At 73.7% G+C, this 26994-nt stretch carries 25 protein-coding genes and 1 pseudogene; 14 read left to right on the forward strand and 12 right to left on the reverse strand.

Features of this window, described 5'->3' with window-relative positions; genetic code table 11:
* From ABZW17_RS44375 to ABZW17_RS44385, 3 genes and pseudogenes are all read right to left on the reverse strand, one after another.
* Positions 1-233, reverse strand: a pseudogene (locus ABZW17_RS44375) (cytochrome b); the annotation flags it as partial.
* Between the two features lie 135 nt (positions 234-368).
* Complete coding sequence (locus ABZW17_RS44380; protein WP_354828283.1) at positions 369-1112, reverse strand: ATP-binding protein; 744 nt, start codon at positions 1110-1112, stop codon at positions 369-371.
* Between the two features lie 102 nt (positions 1113-1214).
* A complete protein-coding gene (locus ABZW17_RS44385) occupies positions 1215-2636 on the reverse strand; it encodes a non-reducing end alpha-L-arabinofuranosidase family hydrolase (RefSeq protein ID WP_354828286.1) in 1422 nt (473 codons plus the stop codon).
* On the opposite strand from ABZW17_RS44385, the gene ABZW17_RS44390 reads away from it, so the two are divergent.
* The 3 genes from ABZW17_RS44390 to ABZW17_RS44400 are packed head-to-tail and all read left to right on the forward strand — an operon-like array spanning position 2617 to position 5033.
* Complete coding sequence (locus tag ABZW17_RS44390; RefSeq protein ID WP_354828289.1) at positions 2617-2907, forward strand: hypothetical protein; 291 nt, start codon at positions 2617-2619, stop codon at positions 2905-2907. The two genes, ABZW17_RS44385 and ABZW17_RS44390, sit on opposite strands and share 20 nt — an antisense overlap.
* Positions 2885-4360, forward strand: coding sequence for an aldehyde dehydrogenase family protein (locus tag ABZW17_RS44395; RefSeq protein ID WP_354828292.1), 1476 nt, complete (start codon positions 2885-2887; stop codon positions 4358-4360). The genes ABZW17_RS44390 and ABZW17_RS44395 overlap by 23 nt, the downstream gene beginning before the upstream one ends.
* Before the next feature lie 25 nt (positions 4361-4385).
* A complete protein-coding gene (locus ABZW17_RS44400; protein ID WP_354828294.1) occupies positions 4386-5033 on the forward strand; it encodes a DsbA family protein in 648 nt (215 codons plus the stop codon).
* 15 nt (positions 5034-5048) lie between these two features.
* Here the strand turns inward: ABZW17_RS44400 and ABZW17_RS44405 are convergent, their stop codons facing one another.
* Positions 5049-5753, reverse strand: a complete 705-nt coding sequence (locus tag ABZW17_RS44405) for a helix-turn-helix domain-containing protein (protein ID WP_354828296.1) — start codon at positions 5751-5753, stop codon at positions 5049-5051.
* Between the two features lie 120 nt (positions 5754-5873).
* Between ABZW17_RS44405 and ABZW17_RS44410 the strand changes: the two genes are divergently transcribed.
* From ABZW17_RS44410 to ABZW17_RS44455, 10 genes are read left to right on the forward strand one after another with little or no spacing between them, the layout of a single operon-like run.
* Positions 5874-7454 carry an acetolactate synthase large subunit gene (locus ABZW17_RS44410; protein ID WP_354828299.1) on the forward strand — a complete coding sequence of 527 codons (1581 nt, stop codon included), beginning with the start codon at positions 5874-5876 and terminating at the stop codon, positions 7452-7454.
* Between the two features lie 13 nt (positions 7455-7467).
* Positions 7468-8262, forward strand: a complete 795-nt coding sequence (locus ABZW17_RS44415; RefSeq protein ID WP_354828302.1) for an SDR family oxidoreductase — start codon at positions 7468-7470, stop codon at positions 8260-8262.
* Between the two features lie 34 nt (positions 8263-8296).
* Complete coding sequence (locus tag ABZW17_RS44420; RefSeq protein ID WP_354828304.1) at positions 8297-9319, forward strand: glycosyl hydrolase; 1023 nt, start codon at positions 8297-8299, stop codon at positions 9317-9319.
* Positions 9320-9338: 19 nt separating this feature from the next.
* Positions 9339-9890: a VOC family protein gene (locus ABZW17_RS44425; RefSeq protein ID WP_354828307.1), complete on the forward strand. Its 552-nt coding sequence runs from the start codon at positions 9339-9341 to the stop codon at positions 9888-9890.
* A gap of 20 nt (positions 9891-9910) precedes the next feature.
* Positions 9911-10513 (forward strand): amino acid synthesis family protein, encoded by a 603-nt coding sequence (locus tag ABZW17_RS44430; RefSeq protein ID WP_354828310.1) that lies wholly within the window; start codon positions 9911-9913, stop codon positions 10511-10513.
* Positions 10510-11415: an alpha/beta hydrolase gene (locus ABZW17_RS44435; RefSeq protein WP_354828313.1), complete on the forward strand. Its 906-nt coding sequence runs from the start codon at positions 10510-10512 to the stop codon at positions 11413-11415. The genes ABZW17_RS44430 and ABZW17_RS44435 overlap by 4 nt, the downstream gene beginning before the upstream one ends.
* Positions 11405-11728 carry an NIPSNAP family protein gene (locus ABZW17_RS44440; RefSeq protein ID WP_354828316.1) on the forward strand — a complete coding sequence of 108 codons (324 nt, stop codon included), beginning with the start codon at positions 11405-11407 and terminating at the stop codon, positions 11726-11728. Before ABZW17_RS44435 ends, ABZW17_RS44440 begins: the two co-directional genes overlap by 11 nt.
* Complete coding sequence (locus ABZW17_RS44445; RefSeq protein WP_354828319.1) at positions 11725-13227, forward strand: aldehyde dehydrogenase family protein; 1503 nt, start codon at positions 11725-11727, stop codon at positions 13225-13227. The genes ABZW17_RS44440 and ABZW17_RS44445 overlap by 4 nt, the downstream gene beginning before the upstream one ends.
* A complete protein-coding gene (locus ABZW17_RS44450; protein WP_354828322.1) occupies positions 13224-14777 on the forward strand; it encodes a bifunctional 3-(3-hydroxy-phenyl)propionate/3-hydroxycinnamic acid hydroxylase in 1554 nt (517 codons plus the stop codon). The genes ABZW17_RS44445 and ABZW17_RS44450 overlap by 4 nt, the downstream gene beginning before the upstream one ends.
* Positions 14774-15160: a carboxymuconolactone decarboxylase family protein gene (locus ABZW17_RS44455; protein WP_354828324.1), complete on the forward strand. Its 387-nt coding sequence runs from the start codon at positions 14774-14776 to the stop codon at positions 15158-15160. The genes ABZW17_RS44450 and ABZW17_RS44455 overlap by 4 nt, the downstream gene beginning before the upstream one ends.
* A 9-nt stretch (positions 15161-15169) precedes the next feature.
* On the opposite strand, the gene ABZW17_RS44460 is transcribed toward ABZW17_RS44455, so the two are convergent.
* Together ABZW17_RS44460 and ABZW17_RS44465 are read right to left on the reverse strand one after the other, a co-directional pair.
* Positions 15170-17254 carry a tetratricopeptide repeat protein gene (locus ABZW17_RS44460; RefSeq protein WP_354828326.1) on the reverse strand — a complete coding sequence of 695 codons (2085 nt, stop codon included), beginning with the start codon at positions 17252-17254 and terminating at the stop codon, positions 15170-15172.
* Positions 17255-17309: 55 nt separating this feature from the next.
* Positions 17310-18155, reverse strand: a complete 846-nt coding sequence (locus ABZW17_RS44465) for a LysR family transcriptional regulator (protein ID WP_354828328.1) — start codon at positions 18153-18155, stop codon at positions 17310-17312.
* 74 nt (positions 18156-18229) lie between these two features.
* On the opposite strand from ABZW17_RS44465, the gene ABZW17_RS44470 reads away from it, so the two are divergent.
* Positions 18230-19057 carry a TIGR03620 family F420-dependent LLM class oxidoreductase gene (locus ABZW17_RS44470; protein ID WP_354828330.1) on the forward strand — a complete coding sequence of 276 codons (828 nt, stop codon included), beginning with the start codon at positions 18230-18232 and terminating at the stop codon, positions 19055-19057.
* Here ABZW17_RS44470 and ABZW17_RS44475 read toward each other — a convergent pair.
* The 6 genes from ABZW17_RS44475 to ABZW17_RS44500 are packed head-to-tail and all read right to left on the reverse strand — an operon-like array spanning position 19050 to position 26899.
* Positions 19050-20243, reverse strand: coding sequence for a glycosyltransferase (locus ABZW17_RS44475; protein ID WP_354828333.1), 1194 nt, complete (start codon positions 20241-20243; stop codon positions 19050-19052). The genes ABZW17_RS44470 and ABZW17_RS44475 overlap by 8 nt on opposite strands.
* Positions 20240-21703 carry a serine hydrolase domain-containing protein gene (locus ABZW17_RS44480; RefSeq protein ID WP_354828346.1) on the reverse strand — a complete coding sequence of 488 codons (1464 nt, stop codon included), beginning with the start codon at positions 21701-21703 and terminating at the stop codon, positions 20240-20242. The genes ABZW17_RS44475 and ABZW17_RS44480 overlap by 4 nt, the downstream gene beginning before the upstream one ends.
* Positions 21704-21705: 2 nt before the next feature.
* Complete coding sequence (locus ABZW17_RS44485; RefSeq protein ID WP_354828335.1) at positions 21706-22395, reverse strand: hypothetical protein; 690 nt, start codon at positions 22393-22395, stop codon at positions 21706-21708.
* Positions 22392-23609: a cytochrome P450 gene (locus ABZW17_RS44490; protein WP_354828338.1), complete on the reverse strand. Its 1218-nt coding sequence runs from the start codon at positions 23607-23609 to the stop codon at positions 22392-22394. The genes ABZW17_RS44485 and ABZW17_RS44490 overlap by 4 nt, the downstream gene beginning before the upstream one ends.
* Positions 23610-23619: 10 nt before the next feature.
* Complete coding sequence (locus ABZW17_RS44495; RefSeq protein ID WP_354828341.1) at positions 23620-24492, reverse strand: TauD/TfdA family dioxygenase; 873 nt, start codon at positions 24490-24492, stop codon at positions 23620-23622.
* A 22-nt stretch (positions 24493-24514) separates the two neighbouring features.
* Positions 24515-26899 carry a thioesterase domain-containing protein gene (locus tag ABZW17_RS44500; protein ID WP_354828344.1) on the reverse strand — a complete coding sequence of 795 codons (2385 nt, stop codon included), beginning with the start codon at positions 26897-26899 and terminating at the stop codon, positions 24515-24517.
* Positions 26900-26994: the final 95 nt, after the last annotated feature.

Here is a 26994-nt window from a genome sequence, read left to right on the forward strand (position 1 = left end):
TGCATCGAGGGGTCGAAGAACAACGTCAGGTACACCCCGGTCAGCAGCAGGATGATGAAGCTGTAGAGCGCGATCTCGCCCAGCAGGAACGACCAGTGCGTCGGGAACACCTTGTTCATCTGGTGCCGCAGGCCCTTGGCCAGCTGATAGCGCTGGTCGGCGTTGTTCGCGGCCTCGCCCACGGCCTTCTCGACAGCGCTCGACCCCTTGGTCGGCGTGGTGAGTGCACTCATCCGCGGCCCGCTCCTCCCGCATCGCCCCTTGCTCCGACCGTGACACCGGTGCATCGGAGGCGCAACGAAAGAGCGCGGTTTGCATCGGGTCTGCATCGACGGTCCACTGTCGAGGGACGCCGGGCCGGACGGCCGTCAGCCGGTGCGGCCGTCCGACGTCAGGACGGCCCAGACGACCTTGCCGCCGGACCACCGCGGGCTGCAGCCCCACTCCGCGGCCGACTGCGCCACGATGTGCAGCCCGAGCCCGGACGCGCCCGGCGTCGGCCGCGGCAGCAGCACGGCCGGCTGCGGGTCGTCGTCGAGGACCGCGATGGTCAGCCGGTTCCGGCGCAGGTCCAGCCGCAGGGTGACGGCGGAGGTGGTGTGCCGGAGGGTGTTCTCCGCCAGCTCGCCCGCCACCAGGATCCCGTCGTAGACGAACTGCGGCACCGCCCACCGCGCGCAGGCTTCGCGGACCGCGGTCCGCGCCATCGCCGGCGCTTCCGGGTTGCGGTGCAGCGGCAGTTCGAGCTGCCGCCGCGCCGGGCGGCACAGCGCCCGTTCCGCGCTGCGGACGTCGACCTGGATCGCCACCCGGCGGTGCACGCCCCGCTCCCGCAGCGTGCGCGCCTGATCCCCGGTCCCGGTGGCGAGCGCGAACGGGATGCCCGGCCACGTGCCGAGCCGCCGGGCGACCAGCCCGAACACGCTCAGCGGCGCGAGGCCGTCGAAGTCGAGGCCGTCGATCCGGGCGATGACGGCGTCGGGGGTGTCCGCCCCGACCTCCAGCAGCCCGTCGCGCAGCCGCCGGTAGCTGCCGAGGTGCAGGCCGCCCTCCGCGGTGACCAGCGCGTACCGGGCCTGCGGCGTCACGTCGAGCTCGAGCGTGCGTCGCATCGTCAGCTCCTCGGCCGGTCACGGGCGCGTCCAGTACCTGCCACGCTAGGACCACGGCCCCGGAGCCGGTAAGTCCGCAACCGGCTGAAGTCCGGCCCGCGGTCAGCGCTGCAGCGTCAGCACCCCCGGCCGCCAGGGGAGGTGGTTGTAGTCGGTGCCGTCCGAGCTCGGGTTCCGGCCCTGGTAGAGCAACTGCAGGTGGCACGGGTCGATGGTCTTGGTCTGGTCCGGGTTGGTGCGGACCAGGTCGCCGTGGCTGATGTCGTTGGTCCAGGTGGCGCCGCTGTTGGCCTTGCCCGCGAACGGGTTGCTCTCGGTCGCGGCCTGCGGGGTCCACGAGCCGCTGAGGCTGCTCGCGGTGAACGACCGGAAGTAGCGGCCGTTCGCGCCCATCGCCTCGACGAGCATGAGGTACTGGTGCTGCCCCTGGACCTGGTAGACCTCGACCGCTTCGAAGAGGTTGGCCTGCGTGTCGCTCATGATCGTCGTGTACGACGAGCCGAAGCTGCCCGGGAAGTTCCCGATCGGCATGCTCGCCCGGTAGATGTTGCCGTTGTCGCCGGCGAAGAACAGGTACATGTTCGTGCCGTCGCCGATGAGCGTCTGGTCCAGGGGAGCGCCGCCGGGGATGGTGCCGGTGAACAGCGTCTGCGGCGCGGACCAGCCGTTGGCGTTGGTGGGGTCGCTCGACGTCTTGTAGCTGAAGGTGGTCGGGCCCCACTGGTAGGCGAGGATCCAGATGTTCTTGGGGGCGAAGTAGAACAGCGTGGGCGCGACGGTGCCGGTGGTCATCGCGGTCTGGCCGGCCGAGGCCATGTCGGACCAGTTCGTGAAGGGGGCGAAGCCCACCGAGCCGTACGCCCCCGACGCGTCGGTCGTCGATCCGTAGACGAGGTGCTTGCCGTTGTAGACGACGTTGGTGAAGTCCTTGAGCGCGATCCGGCCGTTCTTCGGTTCGGCCAGTGAACCCGTGGACGACCAGTGGTACGCCGACGGGAGGGTGCACGAACTCGTGTCACCCAGCCGGACGAGCTGCCACTGCTGGTTGGCCCCCTGCCAGTCCCCGTACTGGACGACGGCGGCGCCGTCGGCGGTCGAGCCGCCCGTCACCTCGACCGCCTTGCCGCTGTTGCGGTTGATCAGCCGGAGGTAGCCGCCGTCGGAATCGGCCAGGCTGAACTGCTGGTTGGTGCCGTTGAGATCGGTCCACTGCTGGACCTTCCCGCCGTCGGCGGTCGACCAGCCGTCGACGTCGAGGACCTTGCCGGAGTTCTTCGACTTCAGCCGGTAGTAGCCGTTGCCGGAGTCGACGAACTGCCACTGCTGGTTGGCGCCGTCGTGCCGGGTCCACTGCTGGACCACCGCGCCGTCGGCGGTGGACGCACCGGAAACGTCGAGCGCCTTCCCGCTGGTGCGGTTGACGAGCACGTACGACGCGTTCGTGTCGACCGTCGCCGCCGACGCCGTGCCGGGGACGAGCACCGTGGCGGCCGCGAGAACGGCCGTGAGCAGCAGCGAACGCATGGGCGCTCCTTTGCGCGAGTTAGCGCTAACACAGTTTATCTTTCGCAAAGTAATCGGGCCTGTCGCCGCCGTCAATGCCGAATGTGGTTGTCGAATGGTATTCGACAACGGCATCGCCGATTTCGATTGTTTCGGGGGCTTTCCGGGCTGTTTCGCCCGCGGAAAGGCGCTGGGCCGCAGTCTTGACGGAGCCGGTGGCCGCACCTACAGTCTGTACGACTATCGGTCCGGCAGAACGGTAATCGAACATGGTGACGCGAGCCGAAGCTGAACACCTGGTCCCCGAAGTCCCCACGACGCCGTACTTCGCGGGGCAGTGGGCCGCCGGGAACGGACGCACCTTCGACGTCGTCGACCCGGTCACCGAGCGGCGGCTCGCGGCGGTGACCGAAGCCGGACCGGCCGAAGTGGACGGAGCCGTTTCGGCCGCCCGGGCGAGCATGGACGGCGACTGGGGCCGCGTGGACGGCGAGGGCCGGGCGGCCCTGCTGAACCGGGTGGCCGACCTGCTGGCGGACCGCAGCGAAGAATTCGCCGTCCTCGAATCCCTCGACGTGGGCAAACCGGGCTTCGAACCCCGCGCGATCGACCTGCCGCAGGCGATCCGGACGTTCCGGCACTTCGCCGGCTGGGCCGACAAGCTGGCCGGCCGTGCCATCCCCACCGCCGGCTACCGGGGACGGCCGACGCTCAGCTACACCGTGCGCGAACCGGTCGGGGTGGTCGCCGCGATCACGCCGTGGAACTCGCCGACGATGATCGGCGCCTGGAAGCTCGCCCCGGCGCTGGCGGCCGGCTGCGCGGTCGTCCTCAAGCCGCCCGAGGACGCGCCGCTCACGTCGCTGCTGCTGGCGTCGGTGTTCGAGGAGGCCGGGTTCCCGCCCGGGGCGGTCAGCGTGCTGCCCGGACGCGGGGCCGTGACCGGCCGGCTCCTGGTGGACCACCCCGGCATCGACAAGATCTCGTTCACCGGCAGCCCGGAAACCGGGCACCGGATCGCCGTCGCCGCGGCCAGCGGGTTCCGCCGGACCACCCTGGAACTGGGCGGCAAGAGCCCGCAGATCGTGTTCGCCGACGCCGATCTGGACGCCGCCGCCGAGGGCGTGGCCGCCGGCATCTTCGCCAACCAGGGCGAAGTGTGCGCGGCGGGCAGCCGGATCCTCGTCGACCGCGCCGTCCACGACGACCTGCTCGAACGGCTGGTGGCCCGGGCGCGGGCGATCACGGTGGGCGACCCGTTCGACGCGGGCACCACGATGGGCGCGCTGATCAACGCCCGGCAGCGCGACCGCGTCTCGCGGTACGTCGAAGCCGGGATCGCCGGCGGCGCCCGGCTGCTCACCGGGGGCGGCCGGCCGCAGCGGACGGGGTACTTCGTCGAACCGACGCTGTTCGCCGACGCGACGAACTCGATGACCATCGCCCGCGAGGAGATCTTCGGCCCGGTCGGCACGATCATCCCGTTCGGGTCCGGTGACGAAGCCGTGGCCATCGCCAACGACTGCGACTACGCGCTGGCCGCCACGATCTGGACGGCCGACCTCGGCCGGGCGCACACCGTGGCGCGCCGGGTGAAGGCGGGCGCGGTGGCGGTCAACGGGTGGTCCCCGCTCGATCCCGCCCTGCCCTGGGGTGGCTCCAAGCTCAGCGGCCAGGGGCGGGAACTGGGCCGGCCGGGCGTCGAAGCGAACACGGAGGAGAAGACGGTCACCGTCGTCCTCTGACCCCGCCCGCGAAAGGAAACTCCCGGTGACGCAACGGATCGAGATCTGGTCGGACCTCCACTGCCCGTGGGCCCTGATCGCGGTGCACCGGCTGCGCCGGGCCCGGGAGCGGCTGGGGGCCGACGTGGTCTTCGTGCCCCGCGCGTGGCCGCTGGAGTGGGTCAACGACCGCGGCACGCCGCGGGACATCGTCTCGGTCGAGGTCGCCGCGCTGGCCTCGCACGAGCCGGACGTGTTCACCCGGTTCTCCGGCGAGTCCTGGCCGTCGACGTTCCTGCCGGCCTTCGAACTGGTGGCGGCGGCCGCCCGGACCGGAGGTGCGGAACTGGCGGAGGAGGTGGACTACGCGCTCCGGCTCGCGTTCTTCCGCGATTCGGCCGACGTCAGCATCGAGGCCGGGCTCCGGCAGGCCCTGGACCTGGTCCGGGACCACGACGTGACCGCCGTCCTGCGCACCTGGCGGACGGAGAACGTGCGCTCGGACGTGGTGCGGGACTTCCGGGAGAGCCGGGACGTGGCGATCCAGGGCAGCCCGCAGATCGTCGGGCCGGACGGGATCTCGGTGCACAACCCGGGGCTGACCGGCCACCACTGGCGGGGCGGCCTGCTGCGGATCGATGCGGCCGATCCCGGCGAGCCCGAACGCCTCCTGGCCGCCATGGTCAGGGGCTGAGGCCGCGCCAGGACGTCAGCCGGCCTGCAGGGCGTGCGCGCGCACCTCGGCGGCCAGCACCACGACGTCGGGAGCGGCGGCCTGGACGCTGTCCGCGCGGTGGGACAGGAACATCGCGCACGCGTCCAGGGTGTCCCCGCCCCGGCTGACGGGCGCGGCGACGGCGTGGGCGCCTTCCTCCACTTCGCCGTGCGCGATGATCCAGCCCTGCTCGCGCGCGGTGGCGACGGACGCGGGCTCGCCGTCGACCGGCGGGCGCCCGGCCCGGACCGCCCAGGCGCCCGCGCCCCGGTCGATCGGGTGGCGGCTGCCCCGCCGGTAGGCGAGGTGGGAGTCGGCGTTCGTCGGGACGGCGACCGCGACGGCGACGATCGCGTCGGTCTCGGCCAGGCACAGCATCGCGGTGCCGGCGTACTTGTCCGCGAGGACCTGGAGCCGGCTCTGGGCGAAGTCGATGACCGAAGGCCCCGCCAGGCTCGCGAGCGCGCGGGCCTCGGGGCCGATCCGGTAGGCCCCGGCCGGGGTGCGTTCGGCGAAGCCGTCCGCGACGAGGGTGTTGAGCAGCCGGTGGACGACCGTGCGCTCCAGGCCGGTCGCCGCGGCGAGCTGGTGGGCCGTGCCGCCGTCGGGCAGGTGGGCCACCGATTTCAGCACCGACAGGCCCCGGCTCAACGTCTGGGACGTGCGGCGCGGACCGTCGTCTGGCCTGGCTGTGCTCATGGGTCCCTTCTTCGGCGCGGACGGTCGGGAGTCTAGGTGGCCCCTTGACCGCGGCGGCGCAGTGACTCACACTGTGCCTTAATCGCACAGCATAGTGGCTATATCGCACAAGGAGGTTTCGTGAAGCGGACCCATTCGGCGCCCGGCGACCCCGGAACGGTCACCGGTGCCCACGCCGTGCTGAAGGCCGCGGCCGCGCACGGCGTCGACGTCTGCTTCGCCAACCCGGGCACGACCGAGATGCCGATCGTGCGGGCCCTGGACGACGTGCGGGCCGTCCGCCCGGTGCTCGGGCTGTTCGAAGGGGTCTGCACCGGCGCGGCCGACGGCTTCGCCCGGATCGCCGGGCGGCCGGCGTCGACGCTGCTGCACCTGGGGCCCGGCTTCGCGAACGGCATCGCCAACCTGCACAACGCCCGCCGCGCCCGGACCCCGATGCTGAACCTCGTCGGCGACCAGGCCAGCTGGCACCTCGCCTACGACGCCCCGCTGACCAGCGACATCCACTCCCTGGCCCGGCCGGTGTCGGGCTGGGTCCGCACCAGCGCGCGGGCCGCGGACCTCGCCCGCGACACCGCCGAAGCCCTCGCCGCGACGACCGCGTTCCCGCGCAGCCCGGCCACCCTGGTCGTGCCCCTGGACTTCCAGCAGGCCACCGTGTCCGGCGCGCTGCCGGGCCGGCGCCCGTCGCCGGGGCGGCCCGCGGTCGACGGCCAGGTCGTCGACGAGTGCGCCAAGGCGATCCGGGCCGCGCACCGGTGCGTGCTGCTGCTCGGCGACGACGCGCTGGGGGAGCGGGGCCAGCGAGCCGCGGCGGCCGTCATGGAAGCCACCGGCGCGACCGCCTACAGCGAAACCTTCCCGAGCGTCGCCGAACGCGGCGGCGGGCTGCCCGGCCTCGACCGCCTGCCCTACTTCCCCGAGGCGGCCCGGGCGGCGCTCGCCGGCGCCGACCTCGTCCTGCTCGCCGGGGCGCTCGAACCCGTCTCGTACTTCGGCTACGAGGGGATCCCGGCCCGGCTGGCCCCGCCGGAAAGCGTCACGCGGCTCGCCGAGCCGGGCCAGGACAGCCAGTCCGCGCTCGAAGACCTGGCCGCCGCCCTCGGGGCGACGCCGCCGGCGACCCGCCGGTGCGGGGCACCGGTCGTCCCCGGGGGCGGTGCCCTGACGCCGCGGTCGGTGGGGGTGACGCTGACCGCGCTGCTGCCGGAGGGCGCGATCGTCTCGGTCGAGGGCGGGACGTGCGGCTACCCGTTCTTCACCGCTTCCGCCGTGGCGGCCCGCCACACGGCCATGACCAACACCGGCGGCGCCATCGGCCAGGGCCTGCCGGTCGCCGTCGGCGCGGCGATCGCCGCCCCGGGCCGCCGGGTGGTCGCCCTCCAGTCGGACGGCAGCGCCCAGTACACGATCCAGGCCCTCTGGACGATGGCCCGCGAGCAGCTGCCCGTCACCGTGCTGATCGCGAGCAACAGCCGCTACGGCGTCCTGCGGACGGAACTGGACCGGCTGGGCGCGCGCACCGACGGCCCGGCCTCGGAGCGGTTGACGTCGCTGGCCGATCCGGCCATCGGCTGGCCCGCGCTGGCCGCCGCCTACGGCGTCGGGGCCACCTCGGTGTCCACAGTGGACGAACTGGCCCCGGCGCTCGCCCGGTCCCTGCTCGCCGACGGGCCGTCGCTGATCGAGCTGAAGCTCTGAACGGGAGAAGACCATGGACCTGGACCTCGGCGGGAAGGTCGCCTGCGTCACCGGCGGCAGTCTCGGGATCGGCAAGGCGATCGCGGAAACCCTGGCGCGGGAGGGGGCTTCGGTCGTCATCACCTCCCGCCGCCGCGAGCTGCTCGAGAAGACGGCGGCCGAGCTCACCGAACGCACCGGCGGCGACGTCGTCGGCATCGCCTCGGACACCACCGACACCGCGTCGGTCCGGCGGATGGTCGCCGCGGCGGCCGAGCGCTTCGGCCGGCTCGACATCCTGGTGAACGGCGCCGCCGCGCCCTCGGGGCTGGTGCGCAACACCCTGGCCGAAGCCGACCCCGACCTCCTGCTCGACGACCTGAACACCAAGGTCGTCGGCTACTTCCGCTGCGCGCAGGCCGCGGCCGCGCGGATGCGGGAAGGCGGCTACGGCCGGATCGTCAACATCGGCGGGCTCACCGGCCGCTCCAGCCACGCCCTCTCCGGCCTGCGCAACCTGGCGATCGTCCACCTGACCAAGACGCTGTCCGACCAGCTGGGCCCGGCGGGTATCACGGTCAACACCATCCACCCCGGCGTCGTCGAAACCGAGCACATCCACGAGCTCTACGAACGCGAAGCCCGCAAGCAGGGCACCACGGCCCAGGCCGTCGAGCAGGGGTTCATCGACCGCACGCCGATCCGGCGAGTCCTGGCCGCCGGCGAAATCGCGGACCTCGTGGCCTTCCTGAGCTCGCCGCGCGCCGGCGCCATCACCGGCGAGTCCGTCGGCATCGACGGCGGGCTCACCCGCGGCATCTTCCTCTGACCCCGATCCGCCACCACCGTCAGGAGTGAACTCCATGCAGGGAACCATCCTCGTCGCCACCGCCGGCCAGGGCGTCGTCCGGTCCAGCGACGACGGCCGGACCTGGGCGCGCACGCCGCTGGACCAGGCCCTCGAATTCGACAGCGTCGTCCGCTGCATCGCCGTGGCACCGGACCGGCCCGAGGTCGTCTACGCGGGCGCCGAAGTGGGCCTGGTCCGCAGCGACGACGCCGGCTACAGCTGGACCCGGGTCGACGGCCCGTTCGACGGCAAGCAGCTGTGGACCCTGGCGATCGACCCGCACGACAGCGACTTCCTCCTCGTCGGATCCGGCGCCCCCGACCGCGCGTACGTGTGGCGCAGCACCGACGGCGGCACGACCTGGGCGGAACTGCCGCCGCGTATCCCCGAGCACTGCGCGGGCGTCAGCAAGCCGCGCATCCTGACGTCCACAGTGGACCCGGTGGACCCCGCGCAGCTGTGGTTCGGCATCGAAGAGGGCGGGCTCTGGCACAGCACCGATCGCGGCGACTCCTGGGAGCGCCTCGACCACGCGCCCGACACGCGGCCTGGCGTCGTCACCAACTCCGACGTCCACGCCGTCGTGGTCCACCCGGGCGAGCCCAAGACGCACCTCGTCGTCACCGTGAACGCCCTGTGGGTCAGCCGCGACGGCGGCCGGCAGTGGAAGCGCTCGATCGCCCGCGACGAGTTCGGCTACCGCTACGCCCGCACGGTCAGCGCGCTCGCCGACGGCAAGACCCTCCTGTTCGCCTGCGGGGACGGCACTCCGGGGACGAAGACCCGCATCTTCCGTTCGGAGGACTTCGGCGACACCTGGCAGGAGACCAAGTTCGACGTCGAGCCGAACTCGACCGTCTGGGGTTTCGGGGTGCACCCCGCCGACCCCGCGCTGGTCTTCGCCGGCACGAAGTACGGCCACCTGCTCCGGTCGGTCGACGGCGGCCTGTCCTGGACCAAGGAGTGGCGGGAGTTCTCCGAGATCACCGCCGTCGCCTGGACCCCGGCCGTCGCCAACCCGGCCAACCCCCACTGACCACGACGGAGAGACGCCGATGAGCCAGACCCGTGACCCCCGCGGCGGGATCGACCCGGACGAATCCGTGCTCGACCCGGCCCAGGAACCGACCCCGATCCGGGGCGACGACGCGCCCCCGCCCCGGGTGCGGCGCACGCACCTCTCGCTGTTCGTCCGCGACCCGCACGCCCTCGCCGGCTGGTACGAGGACGTGCTGGGCATGGAGGTGACCGCCCGCGCCGAGGAGTGGATCTTCCTGTCGTTCGGGGTGAAGCACCACGACATCGCGCTGATCCGGGCGCCCGAAGGCGCGCGCAGCGGCGGCCTCGGCCTCCAGCACTACGGGCTGGAGGTCGACGGGGACCTCGACGAGTGGCGCCGCCTGTACGGGCGGCTGCTGGCGAAGAACGTGCCGGTCGTGAAGACGACCGACCACAAGATCGGCTTCGGCCTGTACTTCACCGACCCCGAGGGCAACCGCTTCGAGTTCTTCCACGAGACCGTCACCGACGACGAAGAGGGCAAGCGGATCCTCGGCCGGCACGGCGCGCCGAGCGAGCCGATCGACGTCGACCCGCTCTACGGCTGACCACAGGAGCTCCGGAAACGATGAAGCAACCCAACCTCGACCGGCTGCACGTGCGCAAGTGGTTCGTGCTGCGGGAGGAAACCCACGCCACCGAGAGCGGCCGGCTCGCCGACGGCCCGCCGGTGGTGAAGATCGTGGTCGCCGCGGCGGTGCAGAACCCGCACGCCGGCACGTTCGGCGACGACTTCACGGATGTCTACGCGGGCTCGGTGGCCCTGGGCGCGGAGTTCGCCCGCCGGATCCTCGCCGCCGCCGGCGGACAGGAGCTGGCGAGCTACGGCAAGGCGAGCATCGTCGGCGTGCAGGGCGAGTACGAGCACGGCAACGCCTTCCTCACCACCGACTTCGCCACCCCCGTCCGGGAAGCGCTCGGCGGCGCGATCGCGTGGATGCCCTCGACCGGCAAGCGCGGGGGCCCCGGCACCTCGATCGACATCCCGCTCGCGCACAAGAACGCGCTGTACGTGCGGTCGCACTACGACACCGCCACGGTCGCGTTCTCCGACGCCCCGGCGCCGGACGAGGTCGTCGTCGCGGTCGCCGTCGCGACCCGCGGCCGGCTGCACGCCCGGCTCGGCGGGCCGGCCGCCGCCGACGTGCTCGGCGAGGACGGGCTGCGATGACGGCGGTCTCCGGCGCCGGGCCGTCGGCGGCCCCGGTGCCGGCCGGCGCGCGGCCCGGCTGGTTCCGCACCGGCGACGGGATCCGCCTCCGCTGGCTCGAATGGGGCTCGCCGGACGCGCCCGCGCTGGTGCTGCTTCACGGCCTGCGCAGCTACGCGGCGACGTTCGAACACCTCGCGCAGCGGCTCTCGGGCCGGTGGCGCTGTGTGGCGCTCGACGCGCGCGGGCGCGGCGGAAGCGACTGGGACCCGCGGCGCGACTACCACACCGACCGGTACGTGCGGGACCTCTCCGAGTTCGCCGGAGAGCTCGGGCTGACGCGCTTCGCGCTGCTCGGGCATTCGATGGGCGGCGCCACCGCGATGGCCTGGGCCGCCGCCCACCCGGGCCGGCTCGACGCCCTCGTCGTCGAGGACATGCTCCCCGGCTCCTCGGTTTCCGGGGCAGGCGCGGCGCGGATCCGGCGTGAGGTCGCCGACATCCCGGACGGCTTCCCCGACCGCGCGGCCGCCATCGCCTACTGGTGGCGGCTGCGGCCCACGGCGACGGTGGCCGCGATCGAATCGCGCGTCCGCCACACCCTGCGACCGGCTCGCGAGGGTTCGCCGGAGCTGCGCTGGATCCCCGACATGCCGGGGATCGGCGCGGCGCGGCTGGACCGCACCCGGCCCCCGGCCGACCTCTGGGCCACCGTCCCCGCGCTGCCCGCCCGCACGCTCGTCGTCTGCGGCGGCGACTCGGACTTCACCTCCGCGGCGACCCTGGCCGAGATCCGCCACCGCAACCCCGCGATCGCCACCGCCGTGATCGACGGCGCCGGGCACTACGTCCACGACGACCGGCCCCGCCCGTTCGCCGACCGCGTCGAAGCGTTCCTGGACGGGGCCGGCCGTGCTGCTTGAGGAACGGGACTACGGCGTCCGGCCGGGCACCGCGCCCCGGTACCTGCAGGCGTGGGAGGACCTCGGCCGCCGTCCGCAGGAGCACCACCTCGGCCGCACCCACGGCGTCTACGTGGTCGAGGTCGGCGAGCTGAACACCGTTGTCTTCCACTGGTGTTTTCCCTCCTTCGAGGACAGGCAGGCGCGCCGGGCGGCGCTGCTGGCCGACGAGGACTTCGCCGCCTTCCGCGCCCGGGTCCGCGACCTGCTCGTCAGCCAGCGCACCCGGCTGCTCGTCCGCACCGACCACCCCGCACCCGAGGAGCCCCGATGAGCCAGCCGGCCCGCCGTGTACAGGAGTTCCTGGCGGCCCCGCGGTCGATGTTCGTCGCCGGCCGCTGGGGTGACGCGCTGTCCGGCGCGCGGCTGGATTCGCTCGACCCGGCCACCGGGCGGGTCCTCACCTCCATCCCGGCCGGCGACGAGCACGACGTCGACGTCGCGGTTCGTGCCGCCCGGGCCGCGCTCGACGACCCCCGCTGGCGCGATCTCAGCCCGATGGACCGCGGCCGGCTGCTCGACCGGCTCGCCGACCTCGTCGAGGAGAACGCCGACGAGCTGGCCCTGCTGGAGGCGTACGACAACGGGAAGCCGGTCGGTGTCGCCCGTGCCGTCGACGTCGGCACGACGGTCAAGCTGTTCCGCTACTTCGCCGGCTGGCCCAGCAAGTTCGAGGGCAGCACCATCCCGGTGTCGCCGCGCGGCGGGCTGAAGGTCCTCAACTACACCGTGCACGAGCCGGTCGGCGTGGTCGCCGCCGTCGTCCCGTGGAACTTCCCGATGTCGATGGCGAGCTGGAAACTCGCGCCGGCCCTGGCGATGGGCAACGCGGTCGTGCTCAAACCGGCCGAGATCACGTCGCTGAGCACGCTGCGGCTGGCCGAGCTCATCGACGAGGCGGGGTTCCCGCCCGGCGTGGTCAACGTCGTCACCGGCCGGGGTGCGGTGGCCGGCGCGGCCCTGGCGGCCCACGACGACGTCGACAAGATCGCCTTCACCGGCTCGACCGCGGTCGGGCGCCAGATCGCCCGCGCGGCCACCGGGAACATGAAGAACGTGTCCCTGGAGCTGGGCGGCAAGTCGCCGAACATCGTCCTGCCCGACGCCGACCTGGCCGAGGTGATCGCCGCGGCGACCGACGCCGTCTTCTTCAACCAGGGCCAGGTCTGCACGGCCGGCTCCCGGCTGTACGTGCACGCCGACGTCTACGACGAGGTCATGGCGGGGCTGGTCGAGCGCACGCGGCGGATCGTGGTCGGTCCGGGCACCGACCCGGCCACCCAGATGGGGCCGGTGGTCTCCGCCGCCCAGCTCGCGACGGTCGGCGAGTACCTCGACCTCGGCCGCGAGCAGGGCGCCACGGTCCTCACCGGCGGCGGGCCGGTGACCGGGCTCGGCGAGGACTACGCCGGCGGCTACTTCGTCGCGCCCACGATCTTCGCCGACACCGACCACACGATGCGCGTCGTGCGCGAGGAGATCTTCGGGCCGGTGCTGGTGGCCATGCGCTGGACGGACACCGACGAGCTGGTGACTCTGGCCAACGACACGCCGTACGGGCTCTCCGCGGGCATCTGGACGCGGAACCTGACCGACGCCCACCGCCTGGCCGGCCGCATCAAGGCCGGGACCGTGTGGATCAACTGCTACAACTACACCGATCCCGCGTCGCCCTTCGGCGGGTACAAGCAGTCCGGCTGGGGCCGCGAGATGGGGCACGCGGTGCTGGGGTCCTACACCGAGACCAAGAGCGTCTGGGTGAACCTCTCGTGAGGACCCGGGTGGCGGTCGTCGGGGCCGGCCCGGTCGGCACGACGATCGCCAACCACCTCGGCCGGTTCGGCGTCGAGACGCTGCTGATCGACCGGTCGGAGTCCATAGTGGACTATCCGCGGGCGATCGGGATGGACGACGAGTGCCTGCGCAGCATGCAGGGGATCGGCCTGCACGAGCAGGTGGTGGCCGAGCTGGTCCAGAACGTCCCGCTGCGCTTCTTCGACGCCCAGGGCCGGTGCTTCGCCGACATCCGGCCGTCGACCAGGGAGTTCGGCTGGTTCCGGCGCAACATCTTCATGCAGCCGCTGCTGGAGCGGACCCTGCGCGCCGGCCTGGACCGCTATCCGCACGTCAGCCTGCTTTCCGGGCACGAGGTCACCGGCCTGACCCAGGACGACGGCGGCGTCGACCTCGACGTCATGCGCGCCGGCGGCCCGGCGCGCCTCCGCGCGGACTACGTGGTGGCGGCCGACGGCGGGCGCAGCCGGGTCCGTGACCTGCTCGGCATCCCGCTCGAAGGTGCGACGCACCCGCGCAAGTGGGTCGTGATCGACGCGGAGGGCGATCCCGGCGACGCTGTCTACACAGGACTGTTCTGCCACCCGCGGCGGCCGTACGTGTGCGCGCACCTGCCGCGCGGGTTCCGCCGGTGGGAGTTCATGCTGTTCCCGGGGGAGGACGCGCAGGAGATGCTGCACCCGGACCGGGTCCGCGCGCTCCTGGCCCACCACGTGCCGGACCCGGCCGCGGTGCACGTCGTCCGCGCCCGCGTCTACACCCACCACTCCCGTGTCGCGTCGACGTTCGTCCGCGGCCGCGTCGCGCTGGCCGGCGACGCGGCCCACCTGATGCCGCCGTGGGCCGGGCAGGGGATGAACACCGGCATCCGCGACGCGACCAACCTGGCGTGGAAGCTCGCCGCGATCGCGGGCGGCCGTGCGGCACCGGCCCTGCTGGACACCTACGACCGCGAGCGCCGCGACCACGCCCGCGCGATGACGGGTCTTTCCACGACGCTCGGCCGCCTGCTCGCCCCGGCCCACCCGTTCGCCGCGCGGCTGCGCGACACGGGGTTCCGGGCGGCCGGCCGCCTCCCCGGCGTCAAGGACTGGGTCCTGCAGATGCGCTTCAAGCCGATGCCGTGTTACCGCGACGTGCTTTCCGACGGCACCGACCCCGCGGTGGGCCGCATGTTCCCCCAGCCACTGGTCGAAGCCCCGTCCGGCGACGTCCACCGCCTCGACGAAGACCTCGGCGACTGGTTTTCCGTCATCGGCTACAACCAGGACCCGCGCGCCGCACTGACCGACGAGAACCAGAAGTACCTGGCCGGCCTCGACACCCGGTTCGTGACGGTGACACCGTCCCGGTCCCGCTTCCCGGGAGCCGGGGTGGAGGACGTCGAGTCCACGCTGGCCCGCTGGTTCGAGGGCCGCCCACCGGTGGCCCTCCTCAGACCCGACCGCTACCTGGCGGCCCTGACCACCCCGGCCGGCCTCAACACGGTCGTCACCCGCCTCCGGACAACCTTGGGAGAACCATCGTGACCGATCCTCGAGCCCAGGCCTACGTCGACGAGATGGCCCGGCGCCGCGGATACGTCCTGGAGTACCACAAGACCATGGCCCACGCGGACTTCCCGGTGCTGGAGGCGGCGAACGGGTTGATCAGCGCGGCTTACCTGGACGAGCGGACGCTGGACCGCCGCACGAAGGAACTACTGTTCGTGTTGAGCTTGACGGTGTTGAGGGCGCCGCAGGCCCAGATCCGCGCGCACATCGAGGTGGCGCTGGAGATCGGTGTGACGGCAAGGGAGATCTTGGAGGCGATCGAGATCGCGCTGCCGGAGGCTGGGGTGGTGGCGTTCCAGCACGGTTTCGAGGCGTGGTGCGCCTGCGTGAACCCGCCGGCGGTCGAACCCACGCTCTAGTGCCGGCCGCTAGCGGCCTTCGGCTGCGTCCAGGCGGCCCCGGATCTCGCCGGCTTCCTGCGGGTCCAGGTACTCCATCAGCGCCAGCGACCGGCGCCACGCCGAGATCGCGTCGGATGTCCGGCCGGCGGCCGAATGCGCGCACCCGATCCGGTCCAGCACGAGTGCGGCGTGGTATTCGTCCTGCAGGACGAGGTCCTGCGCCAGTGAGTCCTCGTAACGCGCGATCGCCTCGTCCCACTGCCCGAGCCCGGCGTGTGCCGATCCGAGCATGCGCAGCACGTCGGCCGCGCCCTCGATGTTGCCGATCTCGCGGTAGAGCTGCAGGGCCTCGGTGCAGTGGGTGATCGTCTCCAGCGGGGCACCCGCCGCCAAGGCGCAGTAGCCGACGGTGTTCAGGGCGGTGGCGCGCAGGTTGAGGTGACCGGCGGCCTCGGTCAGGGAGAGGGCGCGGCGGGCGTCGGCGTCCGCCTCGCGCAAGCGGCCCCGCTGCAGGTGAAGCCGGGTGCGGCCCAGCAGCGCGTCGGATTCTTCCGGCTGGTCGCCCTGCTCGCGGAACAGCTCGACGGCGCGTTCCAGGAGATCATCCGCTTCGTCCTGATGGCCCAGGCGGATGAGGGTCTTGCCGAGAACCCGGCTGATCTTGCCCTCCGCGTGGGGGTCACCGAGCCGGCGGGCGGCGGTGAGGGCCTGGCGCTGGGTGGCCAGCCGGTCGTGGTGGTGGCTGAACCGGCGCAGGTACGTCACCAAGGCCCACGCCAGCTGCCACGCCTGGCGGTCCAGGCCGGTCTCGACGGCCTTCGCCACCGCGCCGACGGCGAGCTGGTGCTCCGCGGCGCACCAGGCGAGCGCCTGCCGGTAGTCCGAGACCTCGGCGACGACCACGTCCGGGCCGGCCGGCGGCACGGCGGTGCGCAAGCGGTGGGGACTCAGCAAGGCGTCTGCGGCCACGGCCGTCTGCAGGTACGACTCCACCATCCTGGTGATCGCCGCCGTGCGACCGGCTTCCGGTTCTTCGGCCAGCCGCTCGACGGCGTACTCGTGCAGCAGGTCGTGGAACCGGAACCGGCCGGGCAGGTGTTCCTCCAGCAGGTTCGCCCGGACGAGCTCGGTGAGCAGAGCCCGGCTGCGAGGCCGCGGCAACCCGATGAGCGAGGCGGCGGCGGGCAGCCCCACGTCCGAGCCGGTCGTCGTTCCGAGCAGGCGGAAGGCCCGTTGGGCCGGGGCGGGAAGAGCCTCGTACGACCAGGAGAAGACCGACCGCGCGGTGCTGTACGGATCGCCGGTGTCCAGCGAGTCGAGCCGCTGCGTGGCCGAGCGCAACTCGTCCACCAGGGTGCTGAGCGGGAACGGCCACTGCGCCGCGCGTCCCGCGACGATGGCCAGGGCGAGCGGTAGCCCGGCGCACCTGGCCGCGAGCTCGCCGACCTCGCCGTCGCCGGCCGGGATGCCCTGGAGGCGGCCGGCGATGAGGCAGCGCGCGTCGGCTTCCCCGAGCAGGTCGAGCCCGATTCGCCGGACATCGTCGCGCACCACCAGACCGGTCAGCTCGTTCCGGCTGGTGACCACGGCCGCACAGCCCGGCCCGCCGGGCAGCAGGGAGCGGACCTGGTTCGCGTCGCGGGCGTTGTCGAGCACGACCAGCACCCGCCGATCGGCGACCACGCTGCGGTACAGGTTCACCTGGGCGTCGACGTCGAACGGGATGCGTTCCGCGGGGACACCGAACCCGTCGAGAAAGCCCCGGACGACTTCCGCCGTGGACAACGGCGGGCGAAGGGGATCGAACCCCCGCAGATCGACGTACAACTGGCCGTCGGGAAAACGACCGGCGACCGACCAGGCCCAGTGCAGGCACAAGGCGGTCTTGCCGACGCCCGCGGTGCCGCTGATGACGACCGTCCGGTGCGCCGGGTTCAAACCCCGCTCCAACGCGGCGAGTTCCGCCGCCCGGCCGACGACTTCGCCTCCGCTGCGCGGCAGCTGCCGGGGCACGATGACCACGGGTGCGTGGACGTGCAGGTTGCCCTGGATGGTGTGTGCCTGCACCACCGAGCCGTGGATGTCCCCGCTGACGATGTTGCGCTCGACCATCACCCGATAGTGGGGTTCGGGACGCGGGCGTGCGACCGCCGTGGGAGTGGCCCGGCTAGTCCCGGAAGGTGTCCACCACGCACTCGGCCGCCCGGTTCGCGCTGTCCGTGGCCACGACCACGCTGCCGGTGATCGTGATCGGCGGGGTCAGCGGGACGGCCCGGACCCGCGTCGAGCGGATCTCCGCCACCTGGTCGCCGGGCAGGACCGTCCAGCTTCGCGGGTCCGAGCCGACCTCGACGAGCGTGTCCTGCAGGGTTCCGGCCGGGTGGGCCGCCTTCGGGTGCACGCCCGTCTCGTGCAGGGACCGGACCACCGTGTCGTGCTCGCGGGCCGGTACGCGCAGGGTGTCGTCCACCAGTTCGGCCACCGCGATCGCGCTGCGGTTCGCCGCCGGGTGGTTCCGGGACACCACCGCGTACAGGCGTTCGGTCCAGGTCGGCAGCACCGTCAGGCCCGGTACCGCACGGACGCCGCGGGTCAGGGCCAGGTCGAGTTCGCCCTGCCGCACCGCGTTGAGGCGGGCTTCGACCGGGAGGTCGACCAGGACCACGTCGAACTCCGGTGCCCGCTCGCGGAGGGCGTCGATGCCGCGTTCCAGGCGGGCGGTCAGGCCCGCGGCGGTGCCGATGCGGACCGTCGTCATGCCCTGCTTCGCCGCGATCGGCACCTGGCTCGCCGCGGCGAGCGTGGTGCGCGCCGCCTCCAGGACCCGGTGGCCGGCCGCGGTGAGGCGGACGTGGCGGGGTGACCGGTCCAGGAGCCGGACCCCGAGTTCGCGTTCCAGGCGGGCGATCTGCTGGCTGACGGCCGGTTGCGCGATGTGCAGCCGCTCGGCGGCCCGGCCGAAGTGCAGTTCGTCGGCGACCGTGACGAAATACCGCAGCGCGCGCAGCTCCATGATAAGGCGAGCTTATCGCAGCGCGGTGCGGTTGCCGCTGGATGACGTGCCCGGCGGGTGCTGAAGTCGTGATCATGACCATCGAACCGGGCCCCCTGGGGGCCTACCTGACCGCCGCCGGGGCGAGCGCGGCGGACGCCGTCGCACTGGAGGAAGCCGGCTACGGCGCGGTGTGGCTGGCCGCGTCGCCGCCGGCCGATCTGCTCGCGGCCGAGCGGCTGCTCGACGCCACCGGCCGGATCGTCGTGGGCACCAGCGTGCTCAACGTGTGGCAGGCCGACGCGGAAGAGGTCGCGGACGCCTACCACCGGATCGCGGCGAAGCACCCCGGCCGGCTCCTCGTCGGCATCGGCGCCGGCCACCGGGAGATCGACGCCGGGTACGCGTCCCCGCTGGCGAAGGTCGCGAGCTACCTGGACGCCCTGGCCGCGGCCGGCGTTCCCGCCGAGCACGTGCTGCTGGCCGCCCTCGGGCCGAAGATGCTCCGGCTGGCGGCCGGCCGCGCCGCGGGCACGCTCACTCTCCAGGTGACACCCGAACACACCCGCCGCGCCCGGGCGATCGTCGGACCGGGCAAGCTGGTGGTGCCCGGCCACGGCGTGCTGCTGGACACCGACGCCGGCCGCGCCCGCGCCACCGCCCGGGCCGCGGTCCGGCCCATGCTCGGAATCGCCAGCTACGCCACCAACCTCCGGCGCACCGGCTACACCGGCGAGGACCTCACCGACCCGTTCAGCGACCGGCTGGTCGACGCCCTCGTCCTGCACGGCGACGCCCCGGCGATCGTGTCCGGCATCCGCGCGGAGCGGGCGGCCGGGGCGAGCCAGGTCGGCCTGCACGCGCTGGGCGACGATCCGATCGGTGTCCTGCGCGAGATCGCCCGGGCCACGCGGGTCAGCTGAGCAGCAGGTGCGCCGCCACCGCGGCTCCGTCGGTGCGGATCCCGGTGCTCAGCGCCCTGGCCCGGCGGCCCGAAGCCAGCGCCAGCTCGAACGCCTCGGCCAGGGACTCCCGGGTCGCCGCCGGGCCGTCCAGCGCCGCGCCGACCCCGTGGGCGGCGACCTGCCCCGCCCAGTACGGGTTGTCCGCCACCGGGAGCGGGACCACCACCTGCGGCACGCCCGCCCGGGCGGCCACCTGCGTGGTGCCCGCGCCGCCGTGGTGGATCACCGCGGCCAGTTCGGGGAACAGGCGCTGGTGGTTGACTTCGCCGACGGCGAAACAGTCCTCCTCGCCGTCGAGCAGGTCCAGGTCCGCCCAGCCGCGCGAGACGATCACGCGGTGCCCGTGAGCCCGGCTGATCCCGACCGCCCAGCGGGCGACGTCCGGGGCCGGGCCGATGCTGCCGAAACCCACGTAGACCGGAGGCGGGCCGGCGGCCAGGAACGCCGCCAGGTCGGCCGGCAGCGGACGCTCGTCCGGCTGGATCCACGCGCCGGTCTGGACCACGTCGAGGCCGGGGGCCGGCGGCCACGGGCCCAGGGCCGGGTCCGCCGCCAGCCACGGCCGGTCCGAATAGACGTGGTCGCGCACGCCGCCCACCGGTGGCAGGCCCAGCGCGGCGCGGTGGCCGTTGAGCGGCTCGCGGAACTGGGCGTCGACCAGCCGGGCGTCGTGCTCCCACCGGGCCGCGTTGCCGGCCTCGGCCGGCTCCGGCCAGCCCGGCCGCGGCGGCGGTGGGTGGTGCGGCGACGGCAGGTTGACCGCCGCGTACGTCACGTACACGTAGGGGATGCCCGCGGCCTCGGCCACCGACCGCGCGGCGACCTGCGCCAGCCCGGCGACGACCAGCGCGTCACAGCCGTGAGCGGCCGAAGGGAGGACGGCGAACTGCGCCTCCAGCAGCTCGGTGCGGTACCGGGCCAGTTCCGCCGCCGACGGGGTACGGCGCATCAAGGCCCGGATCGGCGGGCCGACGGGCACGTGGTCGATCCCCAGCCCGGCCAGCCGGTGCGCGAACTCCTCGTCCGGCGGGGTGCACATCCGCACCCCGGCGCCGCGGGCCCGCAACTGCACCGCGAGGGCCACGAGCGGTTCGACGTCACCGCGCGTCCCGTACGTCGACAGGAGGATTCGCCTGCGCGTCACCGTGGTGCCCGGGCGTAGAAGCCGACCGGCATCGTGAGGTCCGCGCTCGAGGCGCCGCACTCCAGCATCCACAGCGCCGCGGCCGGCCCGAGTTCGCGGCCCAAAGCCCCGAGCGCGTCCGGGTCCGGCGCGACCGCCCGCGCCAGCTCGACCCCGCCCGCGAACGCCTCCGGGTCCCAGCCGTCCGGGTTCCCGTCGCCGAGCGAACGCGCCCCCGCGGCCAGCGCCCGGACGGGCAGCGGGCCGGGGACGCCGAGCAGGCCGTGGGTGCGCTCGCCCACCAGGACACCCATCCAGCGCGAGCTTTCCGGCGTGGGCCGGGGACCGGTCCACCGCGGCCGCCCGTCCAGGTCCGCGAGTTTCGCGGGGGCCCCGGACCGCGCCCACCGGCCCGCCCACTCCACGGCCAGGCCCGGCGCGCTGCGGGTGGCGGGGTTGTGGAACCGGGCCATGTCCCACCGGTTGCCGACCGCGACCGCGGCCAGGTCGCGGTGCGGCCAGACCCGGGCCTCCCACCAGAACCCCCACGGGAACGCCGCCGTGTGCCCCCACCACCAGTCCTCGCCGAGGTCCGGGTCGGCGAGCTCGAGGGTCAGGCCGGCGAACGAGCGGACGCCGTTCGGGCTCGGGCGCGCCACGCGCGGGGCCGTCATGGCCGCGAGCGAATCCGGGCCGACCAGCCCGCGGTCGCCCCGGGCGGTGCGCAGCAGGGATTGCAGCAACCGCGCGAAATCCGTGACGCTGGTGTACATCCCGACGCCCGGGTAGGCCGCCGTCCGCAGCGGCGGGCTCGGCAGGCACCAGTCGCCGAACGCCAGGTACCCGGTCGCGCTGTCCGGCGGCCGGGTGCCGTCGTCGATGCCGGTGTCCGTCATCCCGGCCGGCGCGAACACTTCCCGGCCGACGCGGGCGCCGTACGGCTCGCCGGTCAGGTGCTCGACCACGCCGCCGAGCACCCCGACGCCGAAGCTCGAATACGAGTACGCGCCCGGGGCCGTCACCAGCGGCAGCACCCCGCCGTACTCGACGGCCCGGCCGGTCTCGTGCCGGCGCCGGACGTAGTCGAGGACCGGCTCGGCCGGCGCGTCCGGGGCCACGGCGGTGACGATGTCGCTGTAGTAGCCACCCTGGTGGGCGGCCAGCATGGCGGTGGTGACGGGCGCCGCGTCAGGGCCGCGCAGCCCGGCCGGCAACACGTCGTCGACCGGCGTGTCCAGGCTCGCCATCCCGGCCTCGACCAGCTGCAGGAAAGCCAGGCCGGTGACGGGTTTGGTGAGCGAGCCCGCCGGGGCGGCGATCCCGGCGGTCATCGGCGTGCCCGCGGCGAGGTCCGCGAACCCGGTCGCGGCCGTCCGCAGCTCGTCGCTCGTCGCCACCGCGACGGCGACCCCGGGCGTGCCGGTGACCGCGGCCAAGCGCGGCAGGACGGCGTCGAGCGCCGCCACCACGTCGTCGAGCATGCTCATCCCTCGGTGGTGTTGTAGTTGACGATCCGCTCGACCATGAGCGCGCGCGCCCCGGCCAGCGGGCTGTCCGCGTCCCGGCGGGCCACGTCCGGCAACCGGTGGGCCTCGTCCGCGGTGACCGCCACCATGCCCCAGAGCGCGTTGAACCCCGACGGGTCGGCGGGCTTTTCCGCGGCGGCTTGGACCATCACGACGCCGTCGGTGCCGGCGGTGCCGGTCACGGTGAGCGCCCCCATCTGCCGCAGCACGACGGGATCCCGTTCCGGCGCGGCCACCACGCTCCAGCCCGCCACCTCCGTCTCCTTCAGGGCGGCGAGCAGGCTGCCCACGTCGCTGACGACGATGTCCGGCAGCACCAGCGCGACCGGTCCCCGCGTCATCGGCAGGGCACACCGGATCGCGCCGTCGAGGCCCGGCTCGGCCTCGCCGTCCTGGTAGACGAACACCAGCTGGAACGTCCCCGCGTAGCGCGCCAGGTACTTCACCGTGTCGAGCTTGTGCGTGCCGAACACGACGACCACGCGCACGACGAGCCCGCTCTTCACCAGCTCGACCGCGGCCTCCAGGCTGCGGTCCAGCACGGTCACCCCGGGCGCCAGGCAGTGCAGCTCCTTCGAGTACGGCGCGCCGAACCGCGTGCCGAACCCGGCGCAGGGCAGGATGACCGAGACGTCGGGGTCGTTCACCGCAGCCACACCTCCAGCGCGACCCGGTGCCGCGCCCGCGGCAACGGCACCCAGGCGGGCTCGCCCGCCGGGCGCACCGCGGGGAACCGGTCGAACAGGCTGCGCAGCGCCACTTCGGCCTCCACCTTCGCCAGGGCGACGCCGAGGCAGAAGTGCGGGCCCCAGCCGAACCCGACGCTGCCTTCCCGGCCGCCGTGCTCGGCCTGGCGGCGCACGTCGGCGTGGTGCGGGCAGGCGAACTGCGCCGGGTCGCGGTTGGCCGCGCCGAGCACCGCCTGCACCGGGTCGCCCGCGCGGATCCGCACGCCGCCCACTTCGAGGTCGGCGGCCGCGTAGCGCAGCCTCGCCAGCTGCACCGGGCCGTCGGTGCGGACCAGCTCCCGCACCGCGGCCGGCCACAGGTCCGGTTCCGCGCGCAGCAGGTCCCGCTGGGCCGGGTCGCGCATCAGCGCGAGCGCCGCGTTGGACAGCAGGTGCGCCATCGTTTCGTGCCCGGCCAGCACCAGGAACACCACGAGCGCCACGGCGTCGACGTCGGTCAGGTCCTCCTGGGCGACGACGTCGCTGAGCAGGTCCCCGGCCGGCTCGGCCCGGCGCCGGTCGACCAGTGCGTGGCAGTACGCGAACATCTCGCCCAGCGCCGGGGTGATCCGCGCAGGGTCGCCTTCGACGAGGATCTTGCCCCACCGGTACCAGGCCGGCCGGTCGGCTTCGGGCACTCCGACCAGCTCGCAGACCACCGCCATGGCCAGCGGGTAGGCGTAGTCGTCGAGCAGGTCCACGGTTCCCTTTGCCGCGCCGAGGGTTTCGAGCAGCTCGTCGACGATCTGCTGCACCCGCGGCCGCAGCGTGGCGACGCGCGAAGCGCTGAAGGCGGGCAGGATGCTGCGCCGCAGCCGCGTGTGCTCGGCGCCGTCGAGGCTCAGCAGGCTCGCCCGCAGGTACGGCAGGTGCTCCGGCGGGGTGCCCAGCGCCAGGAAGGTTTCCTCCTGGGTCTGCGCGCCCCGGCCGGGCAGGCCGGTGGGGTCGTTGCGCACGGCCGGATCGGACAGCACGGCGCGGACGGCGTCGCTGCCGGTGACGAGCCAGCCCTCCTCGCCGTTCGGCAGCCGGGCCCAGCGGACCGGCGCCTCGGCGAGGATGCGGTCGTACCCGCCCATCGGGTCGTCGAGGACGGCCGGATCGCGGACGTCCACCACGGGTTCGGACGACATCGGACTCCTGTCAGCCTTTGAGCGGGCCGCCGTTGATGGCGACGCGGTGCCCGAACCGGGTGTGCGGGTAGTAGTCGTAGGTGGCGTGGTGCTGGACGCAGCGGTTGTCCCAGAACACCAGCGTGTCCGGTTCCCACCGCACCCGGCAGGCGAGCATCGGCCGGTTCGGCACGACCGAGAACAGCAGGTCGAGCACGGCCTGGCTCTCGTCGGCCGACAGCTGCGGGATGCGCGAGGTGTAGGCCGGGTTGACGTACAGCAGCGGCCGGTCGGTCTCCGGGTGCCGCACGACGACCGGGTGCTCGCTGACCGGCGGTTCGTAGCCCTCGGGGATCTTGTGGCCGCGGAAGGCGTGCGCGCCGTCGTGGATCGCGGTCAGCCCGGCCAGCAGTTCCTTGAGCTTCGGCGACAGCATGTCGTAGGCGAGGTGCATGTTCGCGAAGAGCGTGTCGCCGCCGCTGCCCGGCTCGGGCACCTTCGTGATGTGCAGCATCGAGCCCAGCGACGGCTCTTCGTCGGCGGTGCCGTCGGCGTGCCACCCGTTGCCGAACACGGTGGCCGCCTCCGGGGCGGTCGCCACCTCGAGGATGTAGGGGTTGCCGTGCTCGGGCGGAGGGTTCACCGGCCGCAGCTCGCCGAAGTGCGCGGCCAGGCGCTGGTGGTCGTCCGGCGTGATGTGCTGGTCGCGGAACACCAGCACGTGGTGGTCCAGGAAGGCTGTCTTCAGCTCGGTGAGTTCGTCCTCGGTCAGTTCGCGGGTCAGGTCGAGGCCGGTGACCTCGGCGCCGATGACCGGGGTCAGGCCCCGCACGGCCAGGGTCCGGTAGTCCCGCGCCGGCCGCGTCGTGATCCGCTTGACGGCGTCGAGTTCGTACTGCTCCATGGGTTCCTTTCTTTGATGGGTCTCATCGTCCGATGGCGGCGGCCACGGCGGTGACGTGCGGGGCGCGCACGATGCCGTAGTGGGTGGCGGGCAGTTCGTGCCAGTGGCTCGGCTCCGGCAGCAGGGCGCGCCAGCCGTCTCGGCCCGCCGAAGGCAGGCCGGGCTCGGGTTCGGTGGCGAGCCAGACGTGGCTCGGCGTCGCGGTCAGCCGCGGCAGCTCGTGCCCGGCCATGCTGCGCAGGTTGGCCCGGCACGCGCGGGCGAGCTTCTGCGCGTGCTCGCCGGCGGTGCCGCCGGAGGCACCCAGCTCGCGCTCGAACACCGTCTCCAGCTGTGCGTCGCTGTAGTCCGCGGCGCTCGCGCCGGGCGGCGGCGGGTCGATCAGGTGCAGCGCCCGCACGGGCTGCCCGGCCGCCTCGGCCTCGGCGGCCATGCCCGCCGCGACCCAGGCGCCGAACGACCACCCGGCCAGCAGCCGCGTGCGGCCGGGCAGTTTCGCCTGCAGGGCCGCGTGATACCGCCGGGCCCGGTCCTCGACGGACCACCCCGGGGGTTCCGGGCGGCCCAGCGCGGGGTCGGCGATCACGCAGACGCCGACCGCCGGATCCAGCGCCTCGACGAGCGGTCGGTACGCGTGGACGTCCCCGCCGACCGGGTGCACGAGGCAGACGACCTCCGGTGCGGTCCCTTCGCGCCAGACCTGGACCTCGACGTCGTCCGTGCCGGCGGCTTCGGAGAGCTTGGCCAGCAGCCCGGCCATCGTCACCTCCGGGCCGAGCCAGGCGAGGTCGAGGTCGACGCCGTGGAGGCGTTTCACCGACTCGACGATGTCCAGCAGCGTCAGGGAATCGGCGCCCAGGTCGTACAGCGGCACGTCCGGGTCCAGCTCGGCGACGCCCAGCAGGGCGCACACCTCCTCGGTCAGGTCGCCGCCGGCGGGTTTCGCCGCCGGTGTGGTGTCGCGTTCGTGGAACTCGCGGGCGCCTTCGAGGCCGCTCGTCGCGACGAGCACGTGCGGCAGCCCGGAGCCGAGAGCCCGGGCGAAGGTGCGCCGGCCCTCCTCGACGCTGAGGCCGACCGCGAGGTGCGCCTGGTGCCGGGCGTCGGTTTCCAGCGCGGTGACGGCCATGCCGGTGTCGCGCCAGACGTCCCAGCCGAGCGAAAGCCGGGCCGTCGGGCCGTCGCGGTGGGCGAGCGCGTCGAGGAACCCGTTGGCGGCGGCGTAGTCCAGCTGACCGGTGCCGCCGAACTGCGCGGACAGCGACGAGCAGTAGACGGCGTAGGCGGGCCGGTGGCGTTCGATGAGCTGCTCCACGAGGAGGGCGCCGGCGAGCTTGACGGTTTGGGTGCCGTCGCCGCGGGTGGCGATCAGGCCGCCGTCCGGGTTCCCGGCCGCGTGCACGATCCCGGCGAGGGGGAATGCGATGTCGTCGGCGGTGATCGTGGTGAGGTCGGCGGCGAGGAGGTCGACGCGGTCCGCCCACGGCTTGAGCGCTTCGGGCAGGTAGGGGTGGCGTGCCAGCAGGACGACCCGGCCGCCGGTGCGGCCGAGCAGCTCTTCGGCGATCGCGGTGCCGAGGCCGCCGGTGCCGCCCAGGACGAGGTGGGTTCCGTCGGTCAGGACGGGCTCGCCGGGGTCGACGGGCGCGCTTTCCGGCGTCCACCAGAACCCGGCGCGCAGGGCGACGCGCGCGGGTGGGGTCGGGCCGGTGAGGAGGCCGGCGAGCGGGTCCAGGCCGGGGCCGGGCAGGTCGGCCCAGTGGCCGGGAACGCCGCTTTCCTGCGGCCCGACGGCGGTGATCCCGGCGAGGAGCCCGGCTTCGGGACGCGTGACGGCGTCGGTGACGGGTGCGGCTCCGGCGGAGACCCACCACGTCCGGAGCGGCCGGTCGCCGGCCGCGCGCAGGAGGGCGGCGGGGGTGTCGACGCAGGCCCGGGTCGCGTGGTTCAGGGAGGCTTCGCCGACGGGGCCGGTGATGCCGAGGGGGAGGGTGTGGAGCCAGTCGATCCCGTTGTCCGGCAGGGCATCGAGGACGTGGCGGAGGTGCGCGGTGTCGGCCGGGTCGGCTTCGAAGGTGTCGGGGCCGAGGCGGGCGAAGCGGTCTGCCGCGTGCACGCGCACGACCCGCGGGTAGGCGGTGTCCAGAGCGGGCGCGGCCAGGTCGCCTTCGCCGGAGATGACGAGGACGCGATCGGTCCGGGCGGCGGCTCCCGCCCGGCGGAGGCGCACCCAGGTGGGCTGGTGCAGCCACTCGCGTTCGGGCAGTTTCGCGACGGCGGCCTGCCGCGGGAAGCCGAAGTCCCGCTCGGCGAAGGCCGGCGGCGGAAAGTCCCACGGCGCCGGGTGCGGGGCCTGGCCCCAGTCGACGGCCGCCCCGGCCAGCCAGGCGGCCACCACCTCCCGCACCGCTGCTCCCGCGGCTGGTCGTGAGTGGTAAGGCGCGTTAGAAAACCCCATTACAAACAACAACACCAAGGGGTGCGCCGAGCCGGAGCCAGACA

The organism is Amycolatopsis sp. NPDC004625 (assembly GCF_040609695.1).
Lineage (GTDB): Bacteria > Actinomycetota > Actinomycetes > Mycobacteriales > Pseudonocardiaceae > Amycolatopsis.